This window comes from Sulfolobus sp. A20 (assembly GCF_001719125.1).
Classification (GTDB): Archaea; Thermoproteota; Thermoprotei_A; order Sulfolobales; family Sulfolobaceae; genus Saccharolobus.
On the sequence record NZ_CP017006.1, the window covers coordinates 1,070,809 to 1,090,973 of the forward strand.

Consider the following 20,165-nt stretch of genomic DNA (forward strand, 5'->3'; position numbering starts at 1 on the left):
TAGGTGTGAGTGGGTTAGAAATCCGCATAAATAAGCTATTCGAGAAAGGTAGGGCTTTTGTAGTAGCCTTAGATCATGGATTAGTAATGGGTCCCCTAAAGGGCATAGAAAACCCTGTCGAGGTAGTTAGTAAGATTGCCAAAAATGGTCCAGATGCGTTACAAATGACTCCAGCTATGGTGAAGTTGGTGAAGGAGAACTTCTTCTCAAGGAGTTCACCTATGTTAATTGCTAGACTGGATACTGCAAATGTTTGGAGACAGAAGTATAAGGAGTATGACTCTGGTTATTACTCGTTAATATACAGACTTAAGGACGCTATAAATGTTGGGGCAGATGCCGTAGTAACTTACTTAGTAGTAGGATATGGTGATGATAGGGTTGAGGGGTATAATTTAGAGGCTTTAGCGTCAGTGAGAAGAGAGGCTAATGATTACGGAATTCCGTTCATCATAGAACCATTATTTGTGAATAAAGGAAATCAAGACTCCGTGAAAGATAACGAGTTAGTGAAATATGTAACTAGGCTAGCATCTGAAATAGGTGCGGACATTTTGAAGGTTGATTACACTGGTAATAAGGAGATGTTTAAAGAGGTTGTTAACGTCGCCTTTGCTCCAATATTAATAAGAGGAGGACCTAAGACTAGTAATGATGAAGAATTTTTGCAAATGCTAAGGGATGCTTTACAAGCTGGAGCAAAAGGAGTTACCGTTGGACGTAATTTATGGCAAGCCAAGGAGCCAGATAGACTAGCAAAGGCAATTTCAAAAATTGTACATGAAAACGCTGATGTTGGAGAAGTTTTAAAAACCTTTAAATAAATCGTTTTTTATGCAATTTAATAATAAGTGGATTGATTATTTCTTTTACATTGCCCTAATTAGCTTATTAATAGTTTATACTTATGAGACAGTGATTACGTTTGCACCAATCAATGGATATATCGGAGACGAGGTTTGGTATCCTACAGCTGCTTACAACCTTTTAAAATATGTGTTTCATGTTACACCTCCACCTATGTCGACTATTGGGTATCCTAATGAGCAAAATATTCAAACTTATTTGAATCCGGAACATCCGCCTTTAGCTAAATATATCATGGCTGTATTTATATATCTATTGGGCTATAATCCAGTAGCATGGAGATTACCAAGTTGGATTTTAGGCGATTTAACTATACTAGTTGCGTTTTTCTTGTCTAAGAAGATAGTTGGTAATGGATATTTAGGTAATATAGCAGGGTTGTTATCAGCTTTACTTATAGCGTTAGATCCTAACTTTTGGGTACTTCATGGTATAGGTCTCTTGGACATATATGTATCTTTCTTTGGAATATTATCATTATATTTTCTTTTAAGGGGGAATATACTCTTGTCATCTATTACTTTGGCTTTAGCTATGTTATCAAAAGAACCTGCTTATGTATTAATTTTCCCCTTCTTATTTTATCTAGGTGAATTGACTAACAGTATTAAGAGAAGAGCAATTTATGGCTTGGGTTTACCCATATTTATTTATGTATTATTCTCTATACCGCTGATAGCATATTATGGTGGTGTAACCTCTTGGTTAGATGCTACAGTAATACATAGAGCAATTTGGGACGTAACTAATGGACATATTACATTGACTGCAACTTCCCAGATATCTACACCATGGGACTGGTTTCTTGATATACATCCATTCTATTTAGGTTATAACTTATATGCTAGTACAAACCCATACGTATTAATATTATGGATAATTACTACTCCCATTGCTTTTATTTTTAAGGACATAAAACTAATAGTCACCACAATGTGGGCATGGACTGAGTGGATAGGCTTTGTAATAGTTTATTTCTTAGGAAATCACACATTATTTAGTTTCTATGTCACAGATTTCATGCCGGTAGTTGACGTGTATGTAGTGATGTCATTATTTAAATTAGTTCAAAAGATAAATATTCTTAAGTAATTTTTTACTGTAAATTCAAAGAGAGTTTAAATACTGAACAGATTAATCTATTCTTCGAATGTCTAAACCATCAATTAATGAGCAACAAAAAACGCGAGAACCAGAGAGGCATTTAAGCTTCCTTGATATCGTGTTCCTCTCAATGGGTGGACAATCTCCATTTTTAAGCATATTAACATATGGTCTAGCAGCTTTCTTATATGCTGGCTTATTTGGTCCTATAGCTATTATACTAGGTACTTTATTAGTCTTAATAAATGGTCTCGTAGTATATGAGCTTTCTAAGAGATTCACAAAAGAAGGGGGATATTATACATACGCCTTTTATTCACTCACCAAGAGGCTAGGCTTCGAGACTGGATGGTTGTACGTATTTTATTCACTGACATATGGTGTGGCATACATTTTAGGTGCAACATATGTAATTTACCATGTACTGGGAATAAGTCCATGGATTGTAGGATTAGGTATAGTAGGAATAACCTCCATATTTGCTATATTAGGCATTAGGGTAAGTACTAAATATGCAATAGTTGCAGCGTCTCTCGAAATTGCAGTAATGACTACTTTAGCTTTTTTGTTTATTCAATCCACGCACTTTTACTTTTATAATCCTTTCTCTGTGCATATAAATTTTAGTAAGTTAGCCTTCGCTATTCTATTCGGCTCTTCCATTCCTACAGGTTACGGTTCTATTACTCCAATATCTGGTGAGGCTAAGAATGCAAGAAAAACTATAAGTAGAGCTATCATAACCGTTATCTTATTAGGTGGTCTTCTAGCTGCCTTTGACGTATACGCAATTGGTGACCATTTAGTATATTTCCATCTTATATCCAATGTCACAAAGATAGATATACTAAACCTAATAAAAGATAGGTTGGGTATTGTGACACTAGTGTTTGTTCTCTTTGCGTCAATCAATGATGGTATATTAGGTGCGTTAGCCTTTCTAACGGCAACATCTAGAACAATTTTTGCAATGTCCTCAGTAGGATTTTTACCTAAGTTTCTTAGTAAATTTGAAAATCATAAAGGTCCAACACGAGCTGTTGCCTTATCTTCAATTCTGTATATAATGTTGACTGCGTTGATGCTGTATATTGTTAAAGCTCCTTTTCTAGCTTTTGAAATACTTGGAGCAATAGCTGTGTTATCAAGCTTATTCGTACACTTGTCTTCTAACTTTTCACTAGTCAGAATATCTTTAAAGAAGATAAATAAGAGAAAATTGCAAATTAGTATAGGTTTAATCGCCTCAGTATTTAGCTTCTTTATCCTTATATACTCTATGGAACAAGCTTCGCCAATTGAGGTTTATGTCTTTATGACATGGATAATTATTGGATTTTTGTTAGCTGAGATCTTTAGTATGATAGAGGAAGAAAATGAAGAAGAGGATTAAGAATATCTATTCATTAAATTTATTACTCATGCTTTATTCAATAACTATAACATGTTAAGAAAGGCAATAATTACTTCTGCGGGTAGAGGAAGCAGAATGAAGCATATTACTACTTTTCTTCCTAAAGCATTGTTACCGCTTTTTGTGACGGAAAATGGGGGTAAAGTTACCAGACCGATCATAGATCTAATACTTGATTCACTAAAGAACATAGGAATAGAAAAATTCTGTATAGTAGTAGGCAAGAATGGCATGTTATTAATGCAATATCTATTTGAAAGGACTCCGACATTCGTTTTTCAAGAAACTCCAAAAGGATTTGGAGATGCCGTATTAAGGGCAGAAGACTTTTCCGGAAACGAACCATTTTTTGTTCATGCCGATGACGGAGTTCTAACTAAAGGCTATGATTCCTTAAAATCTTTATATGAAGAAATATCTCCAGATGCCTTACTTCTAGTAAGGCGAGTTCAAAATCCTAAGAGATATGGAGTAGTCGAAGTTGTTGACAAGGGCTATTATGATAATCATAAAATGTATAAGGTGACTGATGCAGAGGAAAAACCTCAATTTCCTAAATCTAACCTGGGATTAGTAGCTGTTTACATATTTAAACCATCGATATTTGACGCCTTAAAAAGAGTTAAAGTCGAGGAAAATAGGGAATTAGAATTGACTTATGGTATAAAAAACTTGATTTTGGATAATAGAGAAGTTTATGCGTTAGAAATGAAAGAAAGTGAAACTTGGTTAAACGTTGGAGATCCCAAGAGTTACTTAGATTCTTTAAACTATTCATTTAAATTGCTCTAATGACATAATATAATTTTGTATGATACTTGTTGGAGTGGACGGAGGAGGAACCAAAACATCAGCTATAGCGTATACTTGCAGCGGAAATTTAATAGGCAAAGGATTAGGAGGCCCCGGTAACTTCCATAACGTAGGTGTGGAGGAGGCTGTGAAAAACATCAGAAAAGCTATAATGTCTGCTACTAAAGGCATGAAACCAGATGTAGCTTATATAGGATTAGCTGGTATAGATTCTAAGTATGATTATGATATAATGAGCGAGGCATTAAGAAATGTATCTAATTCGACTTATGTGGATCATGACGGTTTTGTCGCACTTTATGCTGAGACTAGAGGTGATCCAGGCGTTATTACGATAGCAGGAACTGGTAGCGTAATAGTAGGGTTTAACGGTAAGGAAAGATTTAGATATGGGGGATTAGGTTGGTTAATAGCCGATGAAGGTTCAGCTTATTGGATAGGAAGAGAAGCCTTAAGGGCTTTAGGAAAAATGTTAGACGCGAGAATTCCTAAGACTATTTTGGCTGATAAAATAATGGGCCTTCTAGAAATAAATTCTCTGGATGATTTAATTAAATGGGCATACCATGAAGGTCATAAAGTAAAAGAAATTGCCTCGTTAGCTACTGCAGTGAGTGAAGCTGCTAAGGAGGGAGATCAAGTTGCATATAATATTTTAAAGACTGCTGCATACGAATTAGCATCTTATTCAATTCAAATGGCCGTAAAGATTGGTGTGAGCAGAATATATCTAAAGGGAGGGATGTTTAATTCTGAAATCTATTATAATCTATTCAAAGAATATTTAGATAATAACAACATAAAAGGAGTTATATCTTCTCGTGATCCAGAATATGGAGCATTATTGTTGGCGTTTAAATATAGCGGATGTGATGGCGAGGCTCTATTTAGATAGGTAGCGCTACTCCTTCGCTTCTAATATCAGCTACTCCAATATACTTACCTTTTTTATATTTTAATGCTTGAACAACACCTACTTCTGGAGAATAGTAATCAGTTTGAGTTGCCGTTATTCCAAGCCTTTTTTCTGCTATAACCTTATTCCCTAAGTACATAAACCTTGGTGCATATACGGCTTCGTCAATCTCCATCTTATAGTCCACATAATACTCTAATACTTCTGCGTGAATTTGTGGTCTTAAATCTCCACCTGCACACCCTATTATTAATCTCTCATTATCGTTCTCAGCTAGTAATACCGAAAGAGTGTGTAAAGGCCTTTTTCTAGGCTCTGGTTTGTTAATTCCTTCAGTAAAACCTGCTCCTCTATTATTAAAAGGTATTTCTTCTACAACGATACCGGAACCGAATGGATAGAATAAACTTTGAATAAATCCAACTTCGTTCTCCCCGTCAGTTACAGTAAAGAAGGTTGTATCACCGTGAGAGCTTACCTTAACCTCAATTCCGTATTCTGATAATTTATTTGATATGTAGCTTTCTGAGAGTAGTTTTTCGACTGGAACGCTTGCAAAACGTGGATCAGCAACATATTTGTTTCTATCTTCATAAGCTAAAGCACTTAATCTAACGTGCTCGTTTATCCTTCCTATATCGTTATATGGCATTTTATTAATATCAGTTAACTCTATCATTTTCAGCAATTCTAGCGTTGTTAATCCTTGACTATTTGGAGGTAATTCATAAAGGGTATATCCTTTATACGTTGACTTCAAAGGAGTTACCTTTTCTCCATGAAATTCTTTAAAATCTTCATAGCTTACTGGTACTCCCCTTTCTCTTAATCCTTTAACTAAATCTTCAGCTATTTTTCCATCATAAAATTCTCTAGGGTCTCTGGAAATATGCTTCAATATTCGAGCCATTCTATTTAACCTAATTTCGTCACTAAATCTCTTGTTTCCATAAACTTTCTGCCAATCCTCAGACAATTTAAACGAACTTACAATAGCGTGATGTAAACTTCTCCCTACCATAAATCCATTAGATGCTATAGAAATCGCTGGATTTAATAACTCTTGTAAAGGTTTAGAAGCATAATTTTCATGGATAAACTGCCATAGATCTACTAATCCCGGTACCATTACTGTAAAAGGGCTTCTGTAATCTGGAATTTTTTCTACACTAAGTTCCTTTGATGCCCAACCAGATGCGTTATAAGCTATAATACCCTCTGGTGTTTTAGCTAGTAGAAATCCGTCTCCCCCTAACCCGCTAGTGTGTGGCATTACAACCGAGAGAACTGCACTAACTGCTATTGATGCATCGAATGCATTACCTCCGTTCTCTAATATCTTAGCTCCAACATAACTTGCCACATAATTTTGCGACGACACGACTCTTTTTCCTGAAGCAGATGGCATAATTATTTAATAGATTATTTTAACATAAATACTTATCAGTATTATGGAAATACCTAAGGATGTGAAAGATAAGTTAGAGGATGGAGTTTGCATGGCTTGTTGTATAAATGACGTTATCTGTATGACTAATGATTATCCTAGATCATCTAATGTAGATGTATTATTTGAGATAGATAGAAAAGGTAGGGAAATAATTTTTAGACATATCATTATGGATGATCCCTCAAACCCTTTAACTGTAGAATACATGGTTGATTCGAATTTCATTAATAACGTAATAAACTCTCGAATGATCGATGTGTTTTTCGTTAATAATACCTTTAAAGAAGAGATGAAGATACGAATATTATTTTCTGAAGATGAAATTAAGTTAATGAAGAGGGAAATAGGACTTGGAACTTAAGCAAATACAAGATAAAATGAAGGAAATGTATTATGCGAAGGATTCTGAAAGAGGAATTTATGCTACATTTACTTGGCTGGTTGAAGAAGTAGGAGAACTAGCTGAAGCATTATTATCAGATAATACTGAGTCTATTCAAGAGGAGTTAGCTGATGTCTTAGCCTGGACATTATCAATTGCGAATTTAAAGGGCATTGATATGGAAGAAGCTATAAAGAAGAAATATAAATTGTAAGCTATGGTTAATGAAGATCAGTTCTTTGAGGTATTGAAGAAATCCCTAATCGATGGTGAAGCAAGGTATTATCGTAACTTAGTATATATAGAAAAAAGTAATTATTTTGATTTAGTGAAAAAAATTATAGAACTATTTTTGAGCTTTAAAAAGGATCCTTCAGTTGCTTATGGTTTTGTTCCTTGGGCTGAGGGCTCAAAGGATAGGATGAAGGAAATAAAGGGATATTTCCAAAAGTTCGATGATATTGATTACGCTAATGCCGAATATAAGCTAGGAAACACTTATGACCTAGTAATTCTTGATACAGTTGATAATTTCCAACCAATTAATATAGGTAGGCTTGTGGATCTAGCGAGAGGTGGTGGTCTGGTAATTATCTATACTGATAATCTTATAAAGGACAAGATGGTATTTAGATCTTCTATAATAAGAAATAACAAAATATATGATATATATGAAAGAAGATTTAAGAAAAAATTGCAAGAGCATGAGGGTATATTTACGATTATTGGTGATCAATTTGAAGTAAGACCCTTTTCTGGTGATATTAAACCTAAGCCAGAAAAGAAGGTTCCATCAAAACCTATAATGCCTAAAGAGATTCATGAATTGTCATTAAGCGAAGACGAGAATAGAGTAATCGAATCTTTTTCTTTTATGCTTAGCGGTGGAAGGAGGGTTCTAGTATTAACCGCGCCAAGAGGAAGGGGAAAGAGTTCTGTGACCGGTTTATCAATTGCTAGTTTAGTAGCTAAGTATAAGAGTAAGAGAGAGAGAAACGCGAAAATCGTAGTTACTGCTCCTTCAATAGTTAGTGCATCTCAAGTCATGCTCTTTGTAAAAAATGCGATGGAGAGATTAGGTGAAAACGTCTGGGTTAAGATGAGTGATACGGGGCACGTAAAAATAATAAAAGGTAGTGATTTCAAGGTAGAATATGTCCCACATGATGCTGCTTTAGAGGATGAGGGCGATTTATTAGTTATAGATGAAGCAGCATCACTTGGAGTGAATTACATAGACTTAGCATTAAGGATGTGGAGAAAAGTAGTTCTGGTAACCACAGTCCACGGATATGAAGGATCGAGCAAAGCCTTCTTAAGGTATTTAAGGAGGTTAATCGAAAGTAGGAGAATTAAGGTAAAATGGGTAAATATGGAGCAACCATTACGTTATGCTGAAGGTGATCCTATAGAGAAATGGTTGTATGATGCCTTATTACTGGATGCTGAGCCAGAGGAGCCTAAATCAGAGATAAATCTAATTAACTATGAAGACATTGATAAGGCTGAGCTAATTGACGATGATAAGAAATTAAGATCACTATACGGAATAATGGTTACAGCTCACTATAGGAATAATCCTGATGATTTAATGATTATGTTAGATGGTGCCCATCACTTAATCAAGGCATTGTATTCTGATAATAACTCTTACATAGCGGCTTGTCAGATAGCCGAAGAGGGCGAACTGCCGGATAACTTAATTGACATGGCGTTAAAGGGTGGCACTTTTGATGGTGATCTAATTCCAGATAGAATAATAAAGCATGTAAGAATAAGGGATTTTGGAAAACTAAAAGGTTGGAGAATAGTTAGAATAGCTGTTTTACAAGAATTACAAGATAAGGGCTTTGGGAGTGAAATGCTTAACATTATCTTCAACGAGGCAAAAGAAAAGGGAATAGATTGGTTAGGTTCTTCATTTATGTCTGATCCCAAAGTTTTGAATTTCTGGATCAAAAATGGTTTCGTTCCAGTTCACATATCTCCTAAGAAAAATGAGAAACTCGGGGACTATCCCGTTGTGGTTATGAAACCTATAAGTGATATAGCAAAGAAAATAACAGAAATATCAGCTTACATATTAAAGGAAAAACTTCTAAATACACTCCACGATGTGTACTTTAATATTAATCCGGAAGTTGCTAGATTACTTTTGACAGGAGCTAGAGCAAACAAAACTGTTAACATAAATGACATTCTAATTGATAAAGTAGTATCATTTTTGCAAGGAATCAGTCCTTATGAGTCTTCTGCAGATGGGATACACATGTTAGCAATTAAGTATTTCTGGGACTCTAAAAGGGACTGGGCTTTATCAAGGGAAGAGGAGCTAGTGCTGATAGCCAAAGTAATTCAAGGAAAACCTTGGAATTACGTATCCTCCCTCTTAGAATCTAATAGATCGCATGTTTATGAGTTAATATATGATTCAATATCAAAGTTAATGAAAAAATATTATAACTTGTCTGCTGAATCAACTGTTGGTTTAACCCTAGATCAAGTGATGAAATCACAACACTATGAAAAGTGATATAATGCACCTCAACTGATACTATTCAATATTATAGCAACTACTACGAGAATTGAGAATAGTTGATGCAAGCCTACAGATATCCCAGGCTTAAGAGAGTTTCTATTACTTGAGTCCCACACCCACAATCCTACAACCAGTTCAATTGCTGTAAATGCTAAAGTAAGCCAATAATGAAGTAATACCAATGCAATAATAAATATTAGTGCAGCTATTCCATGAATCACCCAGGCTATTTGAAGCCAAATATTTCTTTCTTGACTCTTTTCCCATACCTTCCCTATTTTTAACCTCATTCTTCTGGTCCCAGTTACCACTCCTCCCATGAAAATTACGAAATACAGAAAGTGTGGTGGTATTATTGCATCAATCAAGAATGAAAGAATACTTAACTTGAATATATTCAAACCTTGTAACATTAATAAGAAGTATGTAACAAAGGTTGTGTATGCAGCTATATCGTGAAACCCTTGAAATATTGAAGGTAACTTTCCAGCCAATACATATAGTGTAGCCATTCCTAATAACGCAGTGAAGACTACTGCGACAAACCCGATAATTGATATAAGAGAAGGATGGATGATTAGGATAGCTAAAGAGAGTATTCCAACTAATGTGGCTAGTATTCTATGTATTGCCTCTGGATCTCTTTTAGCTGCTACTTGTAACATGTCCTTTGTGTATGGCCAATTAGTACCTAAAGATAATCCATACCCATATCCTTCAACTACTCCTCCAAAAACTATTGTCGTTCCTGCTAGCAGAGATTCAATTCCCGCAAGGTAAGTAATAATCATACTCTAACATAGCTCTCATAGACTTAAAAATTTCTTTTGATGAGTTTTAACAAATGGGTAAGTTAGATTATTTTTCAATAACACGGTTGATTTGGGTAAAACTATTTTTATAATTTATAAAAATATTGAGAAATTGTAAAAAGGTGAGATCATGGCAGAAGGGAAAATTAGTGCAGTAAATTTGTCAGTTAGGTGGATAGGTGCCATATTATCAGCCTTATGGGCTGGAGTACATCTAGTGCTAACACATGCTGTTTTGCCTAATCCTAATGCTACGATGATATACGATATCTTTTTTGGATTTACTGCCTCACTAGCCATATTAGCAGCAATAATTATGATAATTGGATTAAGATATGCTTATCCATTAATTACAGCCTTTTATACCATAGATTTGGCACTATTGGCAGAAACCAGGTTAGGGCCAGCATTATTTGTGGGTAAGAGATTGCCGTTTAATCCTTACGTATATATCTCGCTATACCTAGACATAGTTCTAATTGCTATATCTATATTGCTGATAGTTATTGATAAAAAATAGTAATAATAATAGATAAAAGTTAAAGTTTTTCTATTTCCTCCTTCATTATTTTAGTTCCTTTTATTGCTAAATCTTCCGGAATTATAAGTGGAGGTTCTATTCTAACAACTGATTCTCCAGCGCCTATAGCTAATACTCCTCTTAAAAAGGTATTATAAAGTACTTTTTCTAGTCCTTCTACATAAGGTTTATTATCCTTTCTAAGCTCAACTCCTATCAATAATCCTAACCCCCTAACCTCATAAACGTATGGTGATCTAGTATCTTTCAACTCCTCTACTATCTTTTTGCCTAAGCTACTCACGTGGTCCAATAACCTGGGTACCTCATCTAATACTACCTCGGCAGCAGCTAGAGCTAATGGATTACCTCCAAAAGTATTAGCGTGCGATCCAGCTGGTAAATTCATCACCTCTTTTCTACCTACTACGGCACCTAATGGTATACCACCTCCAATAGCTTTTGCAATACAAATCATATCAGGCGTTACGTTAAAGTGTTCGAAAGCGAACATTTTACCGGTTCTACCAATACCAGTTTGAACTTCATCAAGAATTAACAAAATACCATATTTTTTCAGAATACTATTAAGTTTATAAAAGAAATCATATGGCGGTACGATTACTCCTCCCTCTCCTTGTATTGGTTCAGCAATAAAAGCAGCTATTTCGCTAGGATCTACGATCTTTTTGAACAGCCAATCCTCTATAAATGATAATAGATTATCAGTACAGTCTTCTTTACATAGAGGATTTCTCTTATCGGGATAGGGAATTAAATATGTTGATGATAATAATGGTGAAAACGATTTTCTTTGTACGGATTTACTAGATGTAAATGCTAAGGAACCCATTGTTCTGCCGTGGAATGAATTCATAAATCCTATGATCCACTGCCTTCCAGTATTCCCCCTAGCTATTTTTATAGCAGCTTCAACACTTTCTGTACCGCTGTTAGTGTAAAACACCTTTGCAGGATAAGGCATAAATGAGACCAATTTCTTAGCCACTCTTATAGCTAATTCATAGTAGAAATCAGTTAAACTATAATGGAAAAACTTGTGCATTTGTTGGCTGACTGCATTAATAATCTTTTCATTTGCATGCCCTAAGGCTAATACTCCTATACCAGCATTAAAATCAATATACTCTTTTCCTTGGACGTCATATACCAAAGCACCACTTCCACGACTTATGACGAATGGGTACCATCTTTTGAAGGATTGCATTAAATAGTTTTCATCCTCTTTTATGATGCCATTTATTATTTCGTTCATAGTTTAATTTTCGAACATAACATATAAGAGTTTTTCCATTAATTTGTAAAAGACATACGTCAGAAGAATAAAGATCGAAAATTTAAAAATAACATAATTAGATATTAAAAACTATTAATTTAACCTATATGAAAAACAATGTTTTATATCAGAAAGGCAATTAGGTTATATGAATGGTGGTAAAGCTTTCTTATCTTTATTGAAAGAATTTAAAGTAGATAGAATATTTTTAGTCTCTGGAACCGATTATCCTGCATTTATTGAAGCCAAAGTTGAAGACCCAAACTTGCCGGAATTAGAAGTTGTCCCTCATGAGATCACTGCAGTTTCAGCTGCTATAGGTTATTCCTTAGGGGGAAAGATAGGCGTAGTTGGAGTTCATACCACGCCAGGAACTGCAAATGCATTAGGAGGAATAATGAACGCTTATACCTCCAGAATCCCTCTCCTAGTTATAGCTGGAAGAAGTCCGTACTTGGAGAAGGGTAATACCGCAAGCAGAAATTTAAGGATACACTGGACTCAAGAAGCTAGAGATCAAGGGGAGATAGTTAGGCAGTACGTTAAATATGATTTTGAGGTGAGAAGAGTAGAGCAAATACCAATAGTAGTTTCTAGGGCTTTTCAGATAATGCTTAGTGAACCTAGAGGTCCAGTTTATCTCGTAGTCCCAAGGGAAGTAAGTGTTGATGAGATAAAGGAAATTAAGAAGATCCCTATGGACTATTATGAACCAGCTCCGCCAGCAGATAAATTAAATAAAGCTAAGGAGATGTTGGAAAAAGCAGAAAATCCGGTAATAGTAACTTGGAGGGCAGGTAGAAGAAAAAGCTGGTTCGAATCACTTAAGAGATTCGCTGAAAAATATAACATTCCTATCTTGAATTACGTCGGTGAGGTATTAAATTATCCGTCTAACGGGGCCATGGCTTTAGATAAGTTTGACTTAAAGAGGGCAGATTTACTCCTCGTTATTGAGGCAGAAGTGCCATACTTTCCTAAAAAACTTGATCTTGACATACCTATTATTAAAGTAGACGTCGAGCCTTCATATTCCTATATTCCTTATTATGGATTTAGATGTGATCTTTGTATTCAGTCTACGCCAGATAACTTCTTGGACTATATTTCTCTTAGGCCTAAGAATGCTGAGGTGATTAAGGAATTAAAAGCAAAGCAGGATGAGGAAAAGAGAAGATTGATTGAAAGCTTAATGGATAGAAAGCCAATACATCCTAAATATTTATCTCATGAAATTGGTGAGATCGCGCATGAATATGATTTAGCTATCTTTAATGAATACCAATTTGATCCCAGATATGCCAGATTAAATGAATTCGGCTCTTATTTCGCCGACTTATCAATAGGGTATCTAGGTTTCTCTTTAGGAGCAGCTGTAGGTTATAAGATGGCAACTAATAAAGATGTAATAGTTACTACTGGGGATGGTTCTTTCATTTTTGGAGTTCCTGAGGCGTTTTATTACATTGGATATAGATATCCAGTCATGGTAGTAATTTATGATAATGCTGGCTGGTTAGCCTCTGCTGAAGCTGTAAATGAGGTCTTCCCAGAAGGATTAGCAAGGATTAAGAAATACTATCCTGGAGCTGACTTCAGTAGATTTGAAATTGGCAAAACTGTTGAAGCTTTTCACGGGTATTATGAATTAGTGGAGGAGCCATCAGAGATTAAACCAGCCTTGTTAAGAGGGTTAGACAAGTTAAGAAGAGAGAATAAAATAGTTGTGATCCAAGTTATTGTGGATAAGGTGAGATAATTGAAAATATGCGAAAAGGAAGTTTCACAGATAGGTTTTGGTACTTGGAAGTTGGGGGGAGGCTTTTGGTCGCCAGATTACTCCAGAGATAAGGAGAGTGTAGAGGTAATAGAGTACGCAATTAGTAGAGGTATAAATTTGATAGATACTGCAGAAATGTATGGTGGAGGTCACGCAGAAGAACTAGTAGGAGAGGCTATCAAGCGATTTAATAGGGACGATTTAATAATTGTCACAAAGGTCTGGCCTAATCATTTGATGTATGAGGATGTTATAAAGTCGGCAAAGAACAGTTTAAGGAGATTAAACAGTAAATATATAGACTTATATTTAATTCATTGGCCAAATTCCTCGGTTCCCCTTGAGGAGACTATAAGGGCTATGGAGAAATTAATCGATGATGGTATAGTTAGATGCATAGGAGTTAGTAATTTTGACGTTAATTTACTTCAACAAGCTATACATTTAACTAAAAAATACGAGATAGTGGCCAACGAGATAGAATATAACGTTAATAATAAAAGTGCTGAAAAAGATGTTATACCATTTTGCGAGAAAAATAATATAAAAGTTATAGCCTACTCGCCCTTGGCTAGAGGAAGTGTTAAGGATAATGAGATTTTAGAAGAGATTGGCAAAAAATATGGCAAGACACCTGTTCAAGTTGCCTTAAATTACGTTAAAAGACGTTCAATTCCTATACCTAAAGCATCTAGCAAGAAACATGTAGATGAAATACTAGGTTCTATGGGTTGGGATTTAAGTGAAGAAGATTATGAGAGAATTAAGAATCTTTGACTTATATAGTTAAAAATATTGCAATATTGAATTTATTTAATCATAAATTAATTTTTGTATAGATCTGATACTTAAATAATACCTTATACAAGGTATTACTGTGATACAAGACAAATTAAGACAAGTTTATGGCTTAGATAAATATGGTAGCAAGATACCTGAATGGACAGAGGATTTGAAATATGAATTTGTAAAAGAAGTTATAGGTAATAAGATATATGAAGCCAGAGAATGGATAAATAATATGAATAAAATATTAGAAGAATTGAAAGATAAAGTGAATGTGAAAGGTTGGATATTTAGTAGAGAAATGACCAGCTTTATAAAAGACCCTTATAGGCATTTAGTCAAAAAACTGTTTATTTATTTCCATGATTTATTAAGGGGGAGGATTACAGTCGAAGAATTCATCACTAAGGGTAAACAAGCTATAAATAGTTCATTCAGTTCCAACATGAGGTCTATATATCAAATATGGGGATTCTCGTCAATAATACTTCTTTTAGGGGATTATGGATTCAACGTCGTATATCCCGAACATAAATATCTGAACTTTGACAGAAGCGGAAAGCAAAAGCTAGGGATAATTCCCCCTAATGTCGTGTTACAAAGATTGTCGAGTGCATTTAGCTTCTTTCTTGAAGCTCCTAGACCAATAGCTTGGGAAGATGGTTCTGATCTGGAAAGAGTGTGGAGACTGTACTCTACCTTGCGACCAGATATGATGATATATAGGGGATTTCAAATAGACATATTAGATTTAGAGAACTCAGATATTCCTATTAAGAGACCCTCATATATTCTAGAATTCAAGGAACTAGATAATTGGTGGAAAAGGTGGAGGTATTTAAAAGAATATAAGCCGTTATCCGGCAATGAGTGGAGAGCTAGATGGATAAAGGGACTCTATAATGGATTGGTTGAGGTCCTAAATAAGTTACCGGAAGATTTGCCAGATTTTAAGGACAGCAAAAGTAAGAGAATAAGGGAGTATGAAATTATTTACCTATATAATAATATTTATAAACCAAAGGATAAGGGAGTGCTAGCAAGTAGAGTGACAGTGAGCGAAGAGATAAAGACTAAGATAAATAACGAGATCATGGTTATTGATAATATAGCCTTTAATTACAATAAGTTTGAAGATCTGGTAGACGATATGTTAAGGGGTAATGTTGTAGGTAAAGGCGAAGTCGATGTTACAAGACTAGCGTACAAGTTTGCGTTGGAAAGAAAAGACGAATTTTTGAAATGGTTAAAAAACCAAGGGATAGATAATATTGACCTTTCGAACGATTTTAACTATTAAAAAGCGGGCTCAGTATTACTAGATTATGCCTTTAAAACATATATGACAATGAACTAACTTAATGTGCAATTAGTATTACAGATAAATGATGATAGATATTTAATTATCGACGATCTAGTGAGAACCTTTGATGGGAAGATAAAAACTAAGGAAAGTGTTATAGGTTATAGGATTGTATATGACGCAGGTAAAGTAAAGATACTAAATGATTTCAAAGTGTATAAGATAACTGACGATACATTGCTTCAAAATGCTATTCTAAGAAAAAACGTAGAAAAATTGGGTATTTATATATTTGAGAGTGGAAACGATGTGTACGTTTACTTCGGAAATATAAGAAATCCAAAGTATGATTCTCCATATATTATTCTTTATGGGAGACCAATTTTCCTAGGATCAAAAAATGAACTTATTGATGCAGTAAGAGAAGATTTTAGAATAGCCCTTTATAGCCTTGAGAATTTTAAGAACGATATAAATGTGATCAATCATGCTATCGTTTCCCTTGTGAAGTCTGATAAATGTAATGAAGCAATTAAATATTTTAGGGAATATAAGATTTCTGATCCGGAAGTTTCGTTAGCTGTAGCCCAATGTATGGAAAAACTAGGGTATGATTTAGAGGCTTTAAAAATCTATTCTTTCTTTTCCGAGGAGAAGTATAGAGAGTTAGAAAGTAAGATTAGGGAAAAGATTAACAAAATAATAGATGAGTATAGAAAAGAAAACAATCTAAAACTTTTATTAGAAGCTGTTAAGATGTTACCGACTTACGATGCTCCATTAATTGAACTAGGATGGTATTATGCAAATAAGAGAAAGTTTAGTGAAGCTATAAGGTATTTTGACGAAGCAGTTAAGAGAGTTCCTTCGTTAAACAACATGCTAATGTATGCTTGGGCTTTAATAGAGAACCAAGAATATAAGAAAGCGTTAGAGGTTATCGAGAAAGCTGAGAAGGTTAAGAGAAATGCTGGTTTAGCTTATATAAAAGGCTTAGCATTTGAGGGTCTTAACGCTCCTTCTCAAGCCGAAAAAGAATTTCTCTTTGCGTGCAGAGAGGGAATAATTGACGCGTGCATGAAAATAAGAGCTTATAGATTATTCGTACCAGAGCCATTCGATCCGTCAGTTTGGTTGGGCTACGTTATGTATGGTTATGAGGTTAAGCAAGTGATTGGAAACGGAGGAATGGGGTATGTCCTACTAGTTGAAAGAAACGGTAGAAAGTACGCTATGAAGGTCATGAAGAAGGATTACACGTTCATCGAGATGTTATATGAGGTTGCTAAAATGCAAGAAATCTCTAAAAGATCGGAGTATCTAGTAAAAGTCTTTGCTAGCTTCTTGGACGAGAATTGGACAGATTATTTCAGTTCGCCTCCTGCAATAGTTATGGAGTATATGGAAGGTGGGGATTTAAGATCAATATTGGTTGATCCAGAGTACTCGGCATTGAGACACTCTATTAAATGGCCTCAAGTCGTAGCGTACATTTTTTCAAAAGTTGCAAAGGGAGTAATGGAAATACATAAGGAGGGATACGTTCATTGTGACATAAAACCATCAAATATACTGTTTAACAAGAAGCTACCTAGATATGGAGAGGATGCATTAAACTCTTTGATCAACTCTGAGGTAATTCCAAAACTATCTGATCTCGGTTCTTCGGTTAAGATAGGTACTCCTGTCATGCATTATACACCTTATTATGCCCATCCATTGCAGAGATTTGGAAATAAAGCTGAAGTCATGTTTGACGTTTATTCCTTTGTCGTTTCTCTTTATGTGACCTTGACAAATAACTTTCCTTTTCCAGAATGGTTAGAAAATGAAATTGAGGAAGCCGTCAGAAATAAGGAAATTAGAGGATCTGTTCTAGATGATTTCCACAACGCCTCTCCAAGGTTAGATTACGTTCCTTTAGAATTTAGGGATATTATAGTTAGTGGTTTAAGAGGAGATATCTCAATGTTAGAGATAAATAAAAGATTAGAAGAAATTCTGGTTGAAGAATATAACATAGACATAAATAATTTGAAGCAAGAAACAGAAAAGCTTATAAATGTTTAACAACAGTTATATAAAATAAAAGGCAAAAAAGGTGAGATATATGAGTGGTACAGAGACCTTCAAGAAAGTTTTCGAGGGATTAGCGTACACGATAATAGAGGACGATGAGGCAACTATTGTTTTTTTAGAAGGTAAGCCTATTCAAGTAAGCTGTATAGAGCATGGAAATCATGAACTCTTTGACTTAAATTGTGCACATGCGGAAAAGCTATTGAAAAAGATTTTTTCCTAAGTCTTTTGAGCTATTAAAGCAATTTCTATTAATGCATCCCTAGGTAATCTTGAAACTTCCACGGTTACCCTAGCTGGCGGTTTTTCTGTAAAATATTTTGAATATATATCGTTAAACTTACTAAAGTCTTTCATATCTTTTAAAAATACGAAAGTCATGACAACGTCATTTAAGGTATAACCAGATTTTTCTAACACTGACTTAATGTTTTCCAATACACGAGTAGTTTGTTCCTCTATATTCTTTCCTACTATCTCATTAGTTTTTGGGTCGATTGGTATTTGACCGGATATATAAAGTGTATCCCCAACTTTAACTGCTTGTGAATAAGGACCTATTGGTTTAGGAGCTTTTTCAGAATATATAACCTCTTTCATAGCGGGTTAGTATAATAAGTTAAAGTATTTATGTATATTCTTATTTGTCGCAACATAATCTTCTGCATCTTATTAATTTTTATGATTTGAAATATTATATTTAAGGTTAAGATAACTTTTTTAATCTATCTAATAATAAAATATGATGTAATGCTATTAAAAGATCTCTTTCAGTCACTATACCTCTTACTGTATTATTGTTATTTAGTATCAGAAGTGAGCCGATTCTTCTTACAATCATTTCCATTGCAGCCTTATTGATAGACATCATCTCGTCTATTGTGTATACATTTCTTGTCATGATATCCTTAACCGGTTTTCCATAAAAATAATCTGGGTCTAATTTTTCTACAGCCTTAGCTAGTTGTTTCAATGCGTTAACAGCAGTAATTATCCCAATAACTTTATTATCATCATCTACCACGGGAAGCCTTCTGAACCCTCTTTTAATCATCACTTTAACCGCCTGCTCTAATCTGACCTCTTTGTATATAGTTTGAACTTTTGTTGTCATAAACGCCTTTACTGGAAACTTTTCATCAAGGTCCTTATAAACTAGCAAAAATTCTCTCTCAGTAACTATACCTACAGGCTTCTGATTGATATTAACAACTGGTAATGAGCCAAAATTTCTTGTTACCATTGTATTAATAGCAGTAAAAATGTCTTCATCTTCGTAAACCGTTACTGGATTATTTGTCATCTTATCGGCAACGTTTATAGTAGACATCTTATAAAGATCTCCTTGAGTACAAACGTTTCCACAATATTCTAAGGATAAACCTAAAAGATCTCTGGTAGTTAAGAGCCCCTCTATTTTCTCGTTAGCCACAATAATCCTGCCTATTCCTCCCTCATTTATTTTCTTAAACACGATACCTAACTTGTCTTCTCTGCTCACAATCGGGGGATTTACTACCATTAAAGTCTTAATATTCACAATTAGTATCTTACAATATTCCCTATTAAATATATTCATTACAGAGATAAATCAAATTCAGCTATCTACTTTATTTAACTTAAAACTAATAAGTTAGAGTTAGGATGTTAACTTGTATCTCTATAGTCCAAAAAGGAAATCAAGTGTTATTAATATATAAGAAGAGAGGATTCGGTAAAGGACTTTATAATTTCCCCGGAGGTAAGTTTGAGGCAAATGAAAATGGAGAGGAATGCGCGATAAGGGAATTACGGGAAGAAACTGGTATAGTTGCGAAAAAGGCCGTGTATAAGGGGAGAATTACTTTCGTCCTAGACAGTGAGATAGCCCAACTTATGGAAGTCTATGTAATAAATGATTTCGAAGGACAGATAAGGGAAACTGATGAGGCTGTACCATTATGGATTGACGTTAATCGGATTCCATATGATAAAATGTGGGAAGACGACAAAGAATGGGTTAGATTAGTTTTGGATGGATATAGTATTGACTGCAAATTTTATTTTTCTGACAATTGGAAAATATATAATGGAGGATCGTGTAAAACATTTAAATAATTAGAG

The 20,165-nt window shown here is 34.6% G+C and carries 20 protein-coding genes; 15 read left to right on the plus strand and 5 right to left on the minus strand.

Annotated features, from left to right (window positions below; all coding sequences use genetic code 11):
- Positions 1-5: 5 nt before the first annotated feature.
- The 5 genes from BFU36_RS05960 to BFU36_RS05980 are packed head-to-tail and all read left to right on the plus strand — an operon-like array spanning position 6 to position 5,093.
- A complete protein-coding gene (locus BFU36_RS05960) occupies positions 6-824 on the plus strand; it encodes a class I fructose-bisphosphate aldolase (protein WP_069284626.1) in 819 nt (272 codons plus the stop codon).
- 10 nt (positions 825-834) lie between these two features.
- Complete coding sequence (locus BFU36_RS05965) at positions 835-1,959, plus strand: glycosyltransferase family 39 protein (RefSeq protein ID WP_069282697.1); 1,125 nt, start codon at positions 835-837, stop codon at positions 1,957-1,959.
- A 58-nt stretch (positions 1,960-2,017) separates the two neighbouring features.
- Entirely contained in the window at positions 2,018-3,364 is a 1,347-nt protein-coding gene (locus BFU36_RS05970) for an APC family permease (RefSeq protein WP_069282698.1), read from the plus strand.
- Positions 3,365-3,415: 51 nt separating this feature from the next.
- Positions 3,416-4,177 carry a nucleotidyltransferase family protein gene (locus tag BFU36_RS05975; protein ID WP_069282699.1) on the plus strand — a complete coding sequence of 254 codons (762 nt, stop codon included), beginning with the start codon at positions 3,416-3,418 and terminating at the stop codon, positions 4,175-4,177.
- 19 nt (positions 4,178-4,196) lie between these two features.
- Positions 4,197-5,093 (plus strand): N-acetylglucosamine kinase, encoded by an 897-nt coding sequence (locus BFU36_RS05980; protein ID WP_069282700.1) that lies wholly within the window; start codon positions 4,197-4,199, stop codon positions 5,091-5,093.
- On the opposite strand, the gene BFU36_RS05985 is transcribed toward BFU36_RS05980, so the two are convergent.
- Positions 5,086-6,522, minus strand: coding sequence for a gamma-glutamyltransferase family protein (locus BFU36_RS05985; protein WP_069282701.1), 1,437 nt, complete (start codon positions 6,520-6,522; stop codon positions 5,086-5,088). The two genes, BFU36_RS05980 and BFU36_RS05985, sit on opposite strands and share 8 nt — an antisense overlap.
- 43 nt (positions 6,523-6,565) lie before the next feature.
- Here BFU36_RS05985 and BFU36_RS05990 point away from each other — a divergent pair, with 43 nt between their 5' ends.
- The 3 genes from BFU36_RS05990 to BFU36_RS06000 are packed head-to-tail and all read left to right on the plus strand — an operon-like array spanning position 6,566 to position 9,479.
- Positions 6,566-6,925, plus strand: coding sequence for a hypothetical protein (locus BFU36_RS05990; RefSeq protein ID WP_069282702.1), 360 nt, complete (start codon positions 6,566-6,568; stop codon positions 6,923-6,925).
- Positions 6,915-7,160, plus strand: coding sequence for a MazG nucleotide pyrophosphohydrolase domain-containing protein (locus BFU36_RS05995; protein WP_069282703.1), 246 nt, complete (start codon positions 6,915-6,917; stop codon positions 7,158-7,160). The genes BFU36_RS05990 and BFU36_RS05995 overlap by 11 nt, the downstream gene beginning before the upstream one ends.
- 3 nt (positions 7,161-7,163) lie before the next feature.
- Positions 7,164-9,479, plus strand: coding sequence for a tRNA(Met) cytidine acetyltransferase TmcA (locus BFU36_RS06000; protein WP_069282704.1), 2,316 nt, complete (start codon positions 7,164-7,166; stop codon positions 9,477-9,479).
- An 11-nt stretch (positions 9,480-9,490) separates the two neighbouring features.
- On the opposite strand, the gene BFU36_RS06005 is transcribed toward BFU36_RS06000, so the two are convergent.
- The gene (locus BFU36_RS06005; RefSeq protein ID WP_069282705.1) at positions 9,491-10,276 is read right to left on the minus strand and encodes a cytochrome C oxidase assembly protein; all 786 of its coding nucleotides are present in this window, start codon (positions 10,274-10,276) and stop codon (positions 9,491-9,493) included.
- Between the two features lie 151 nt (positions 10,277-10,427).
- On the opposite strand from BFU36_RS06005, the gene BFU36_RS06010 reads away from it, so the two are divergent.
- Positions 10,428-10,817 (plus strand): hypothetical protein, encoded by a 390-nt coding sequence (locus tag BFU36_RS06010; protein WP_069282706.1) that lies wholly within the window; start codon positions 10,428-10,430, stop codon positions 10,815-10,817.
- Between the two features lie 19 nt (positions 10,818-10,836).
- On the opposite strand, the gene BFU36_RS06015 is transcribed toward BFU36_RS06010, so the two are convergent.
- Positions 10,837-12,093: an acetyl ornithine aminotransferase family protein gene (locus BFU36_RS06015; RefSeq protein ID WP_069282707.1), complete on the minus strand. Its 1,257-nt coding sequence runs from the start codon at positions 12,091-12,093 to the stop codon at positions 10,837-10,839.
- 169 nt (positions 12,094-12,262) lie between these two features.
- Here BFU36_RS06015 and BFU36_RS06020 point away from each other — a divergent pair, with 169 nt between their 5' ends.
- The 5 genes from BFU36_RS06020 to BFU36_RS06040 all read left to right on the plus strand — a co-directional run bounded on the left by BFU36_RS06020 (position 12,263) and on the right by BFU36_RS06040 (position 18,285).
- Complete coding sequence (locus BFU36_RS06020; RefSeq protein WP_069282708.1) at positions 12,263-13,873, plus strand: thiamine pyrophosphate-requiring protein; 1,611 nt, start codon at positions 12,263-12,265, stop codon at positions 13,871-13,873.
- Positions 13,874-14,671, plus strand: coding sequence for an aldo/keto reductase (locus tag BFU36_RS06025; protein WP_069282709.1), 798 nt, complete (start codon positions 13,874-13,876; stop codon positions 14,669-14,671).
- Between the two features lie 100 nt (positions 14,672-14,771).
- Positions 14,772-15,980 (plus strand): hypothetical protein, encoded by a 1,209-nt coding sequence (locus BFU36_RS06030; protein ID WP_069282710.1) that lies wholly within the window; start codon positions 14,772-14,774, stop codon positions 15,978-15,980.
- Between the two features lie 63 nt (positions 15,981-16,043).
- Complete coding sequence (locus tag BFU36_RS06035) at positions 16,044-18,053, plus strand: protein kinase domain-containing protein (RefSeq protein WP_069282711.1); 2,010 nt, start codon at positions 16,044-16,046, stop codon at positions 18,051-18,053.
- Positions 18,054-18,093: 40 nt separating this feature from the next.
- On the plus strand, positions 18,094-18,285 hold the full coding sequence (locus BFU36_RS06040) for a hypothetical protein (RefSeq protein WP_069282712.1): 192 nt from the start codon (positions 18,094-18,096) through the stop codon (positions 18,283-18,285).
- On the opposite strand, the gene BFU36_RS06045 is transcribed toward BFU36_RS06040, so the two are convergent.
- Positions 18,282-18,662, minus strand: a complete 381-nt coding sequence (locus BFU36_RS06045) for a RidA family protein (RefSeq protein ID WP_069282713.1) — start codon at positions 18,660-18,662, stop codon at positions 18,282-18,284. The two genes, BFU36_RS06040 and BFU36_RS06045, sit on opposite strands and share 4 nt — an antisense overlap.
- Positions 18,663-18,768: 106 nt before the next feature.
- Positions 18,769-19,602, minus strand: coding sequence for a CBS domain-containing protein (locus BFU36_RS06050; RefSeq protein WP_069284627.1), 834 nt, complete (start codon positions 19,600-19,602; stop codon positions 18,769-18,771).
- Positions 19,603-19,706: 104 nt separating this feature from the next.
- Here BFU36_RS06050 and BFU36_RS06055 point away from each other — a divergent pair, with 104 nt between their 5' ends.
- The gene (locus BFU36_RS06055) at positions 19,707-20,159 is read left to right on the plus strand and encodes an 8-oxo-dGTP diphosphatase (RefSeq protein WP_069282714.1); all 453 of its coding nucleotides are present in this window, start codon (positions 19,707-19,709) and stop codon (positions 20,157-20,159) included.
- Positions 20,160-20,165: the final 6 nt, after the last annotated feature.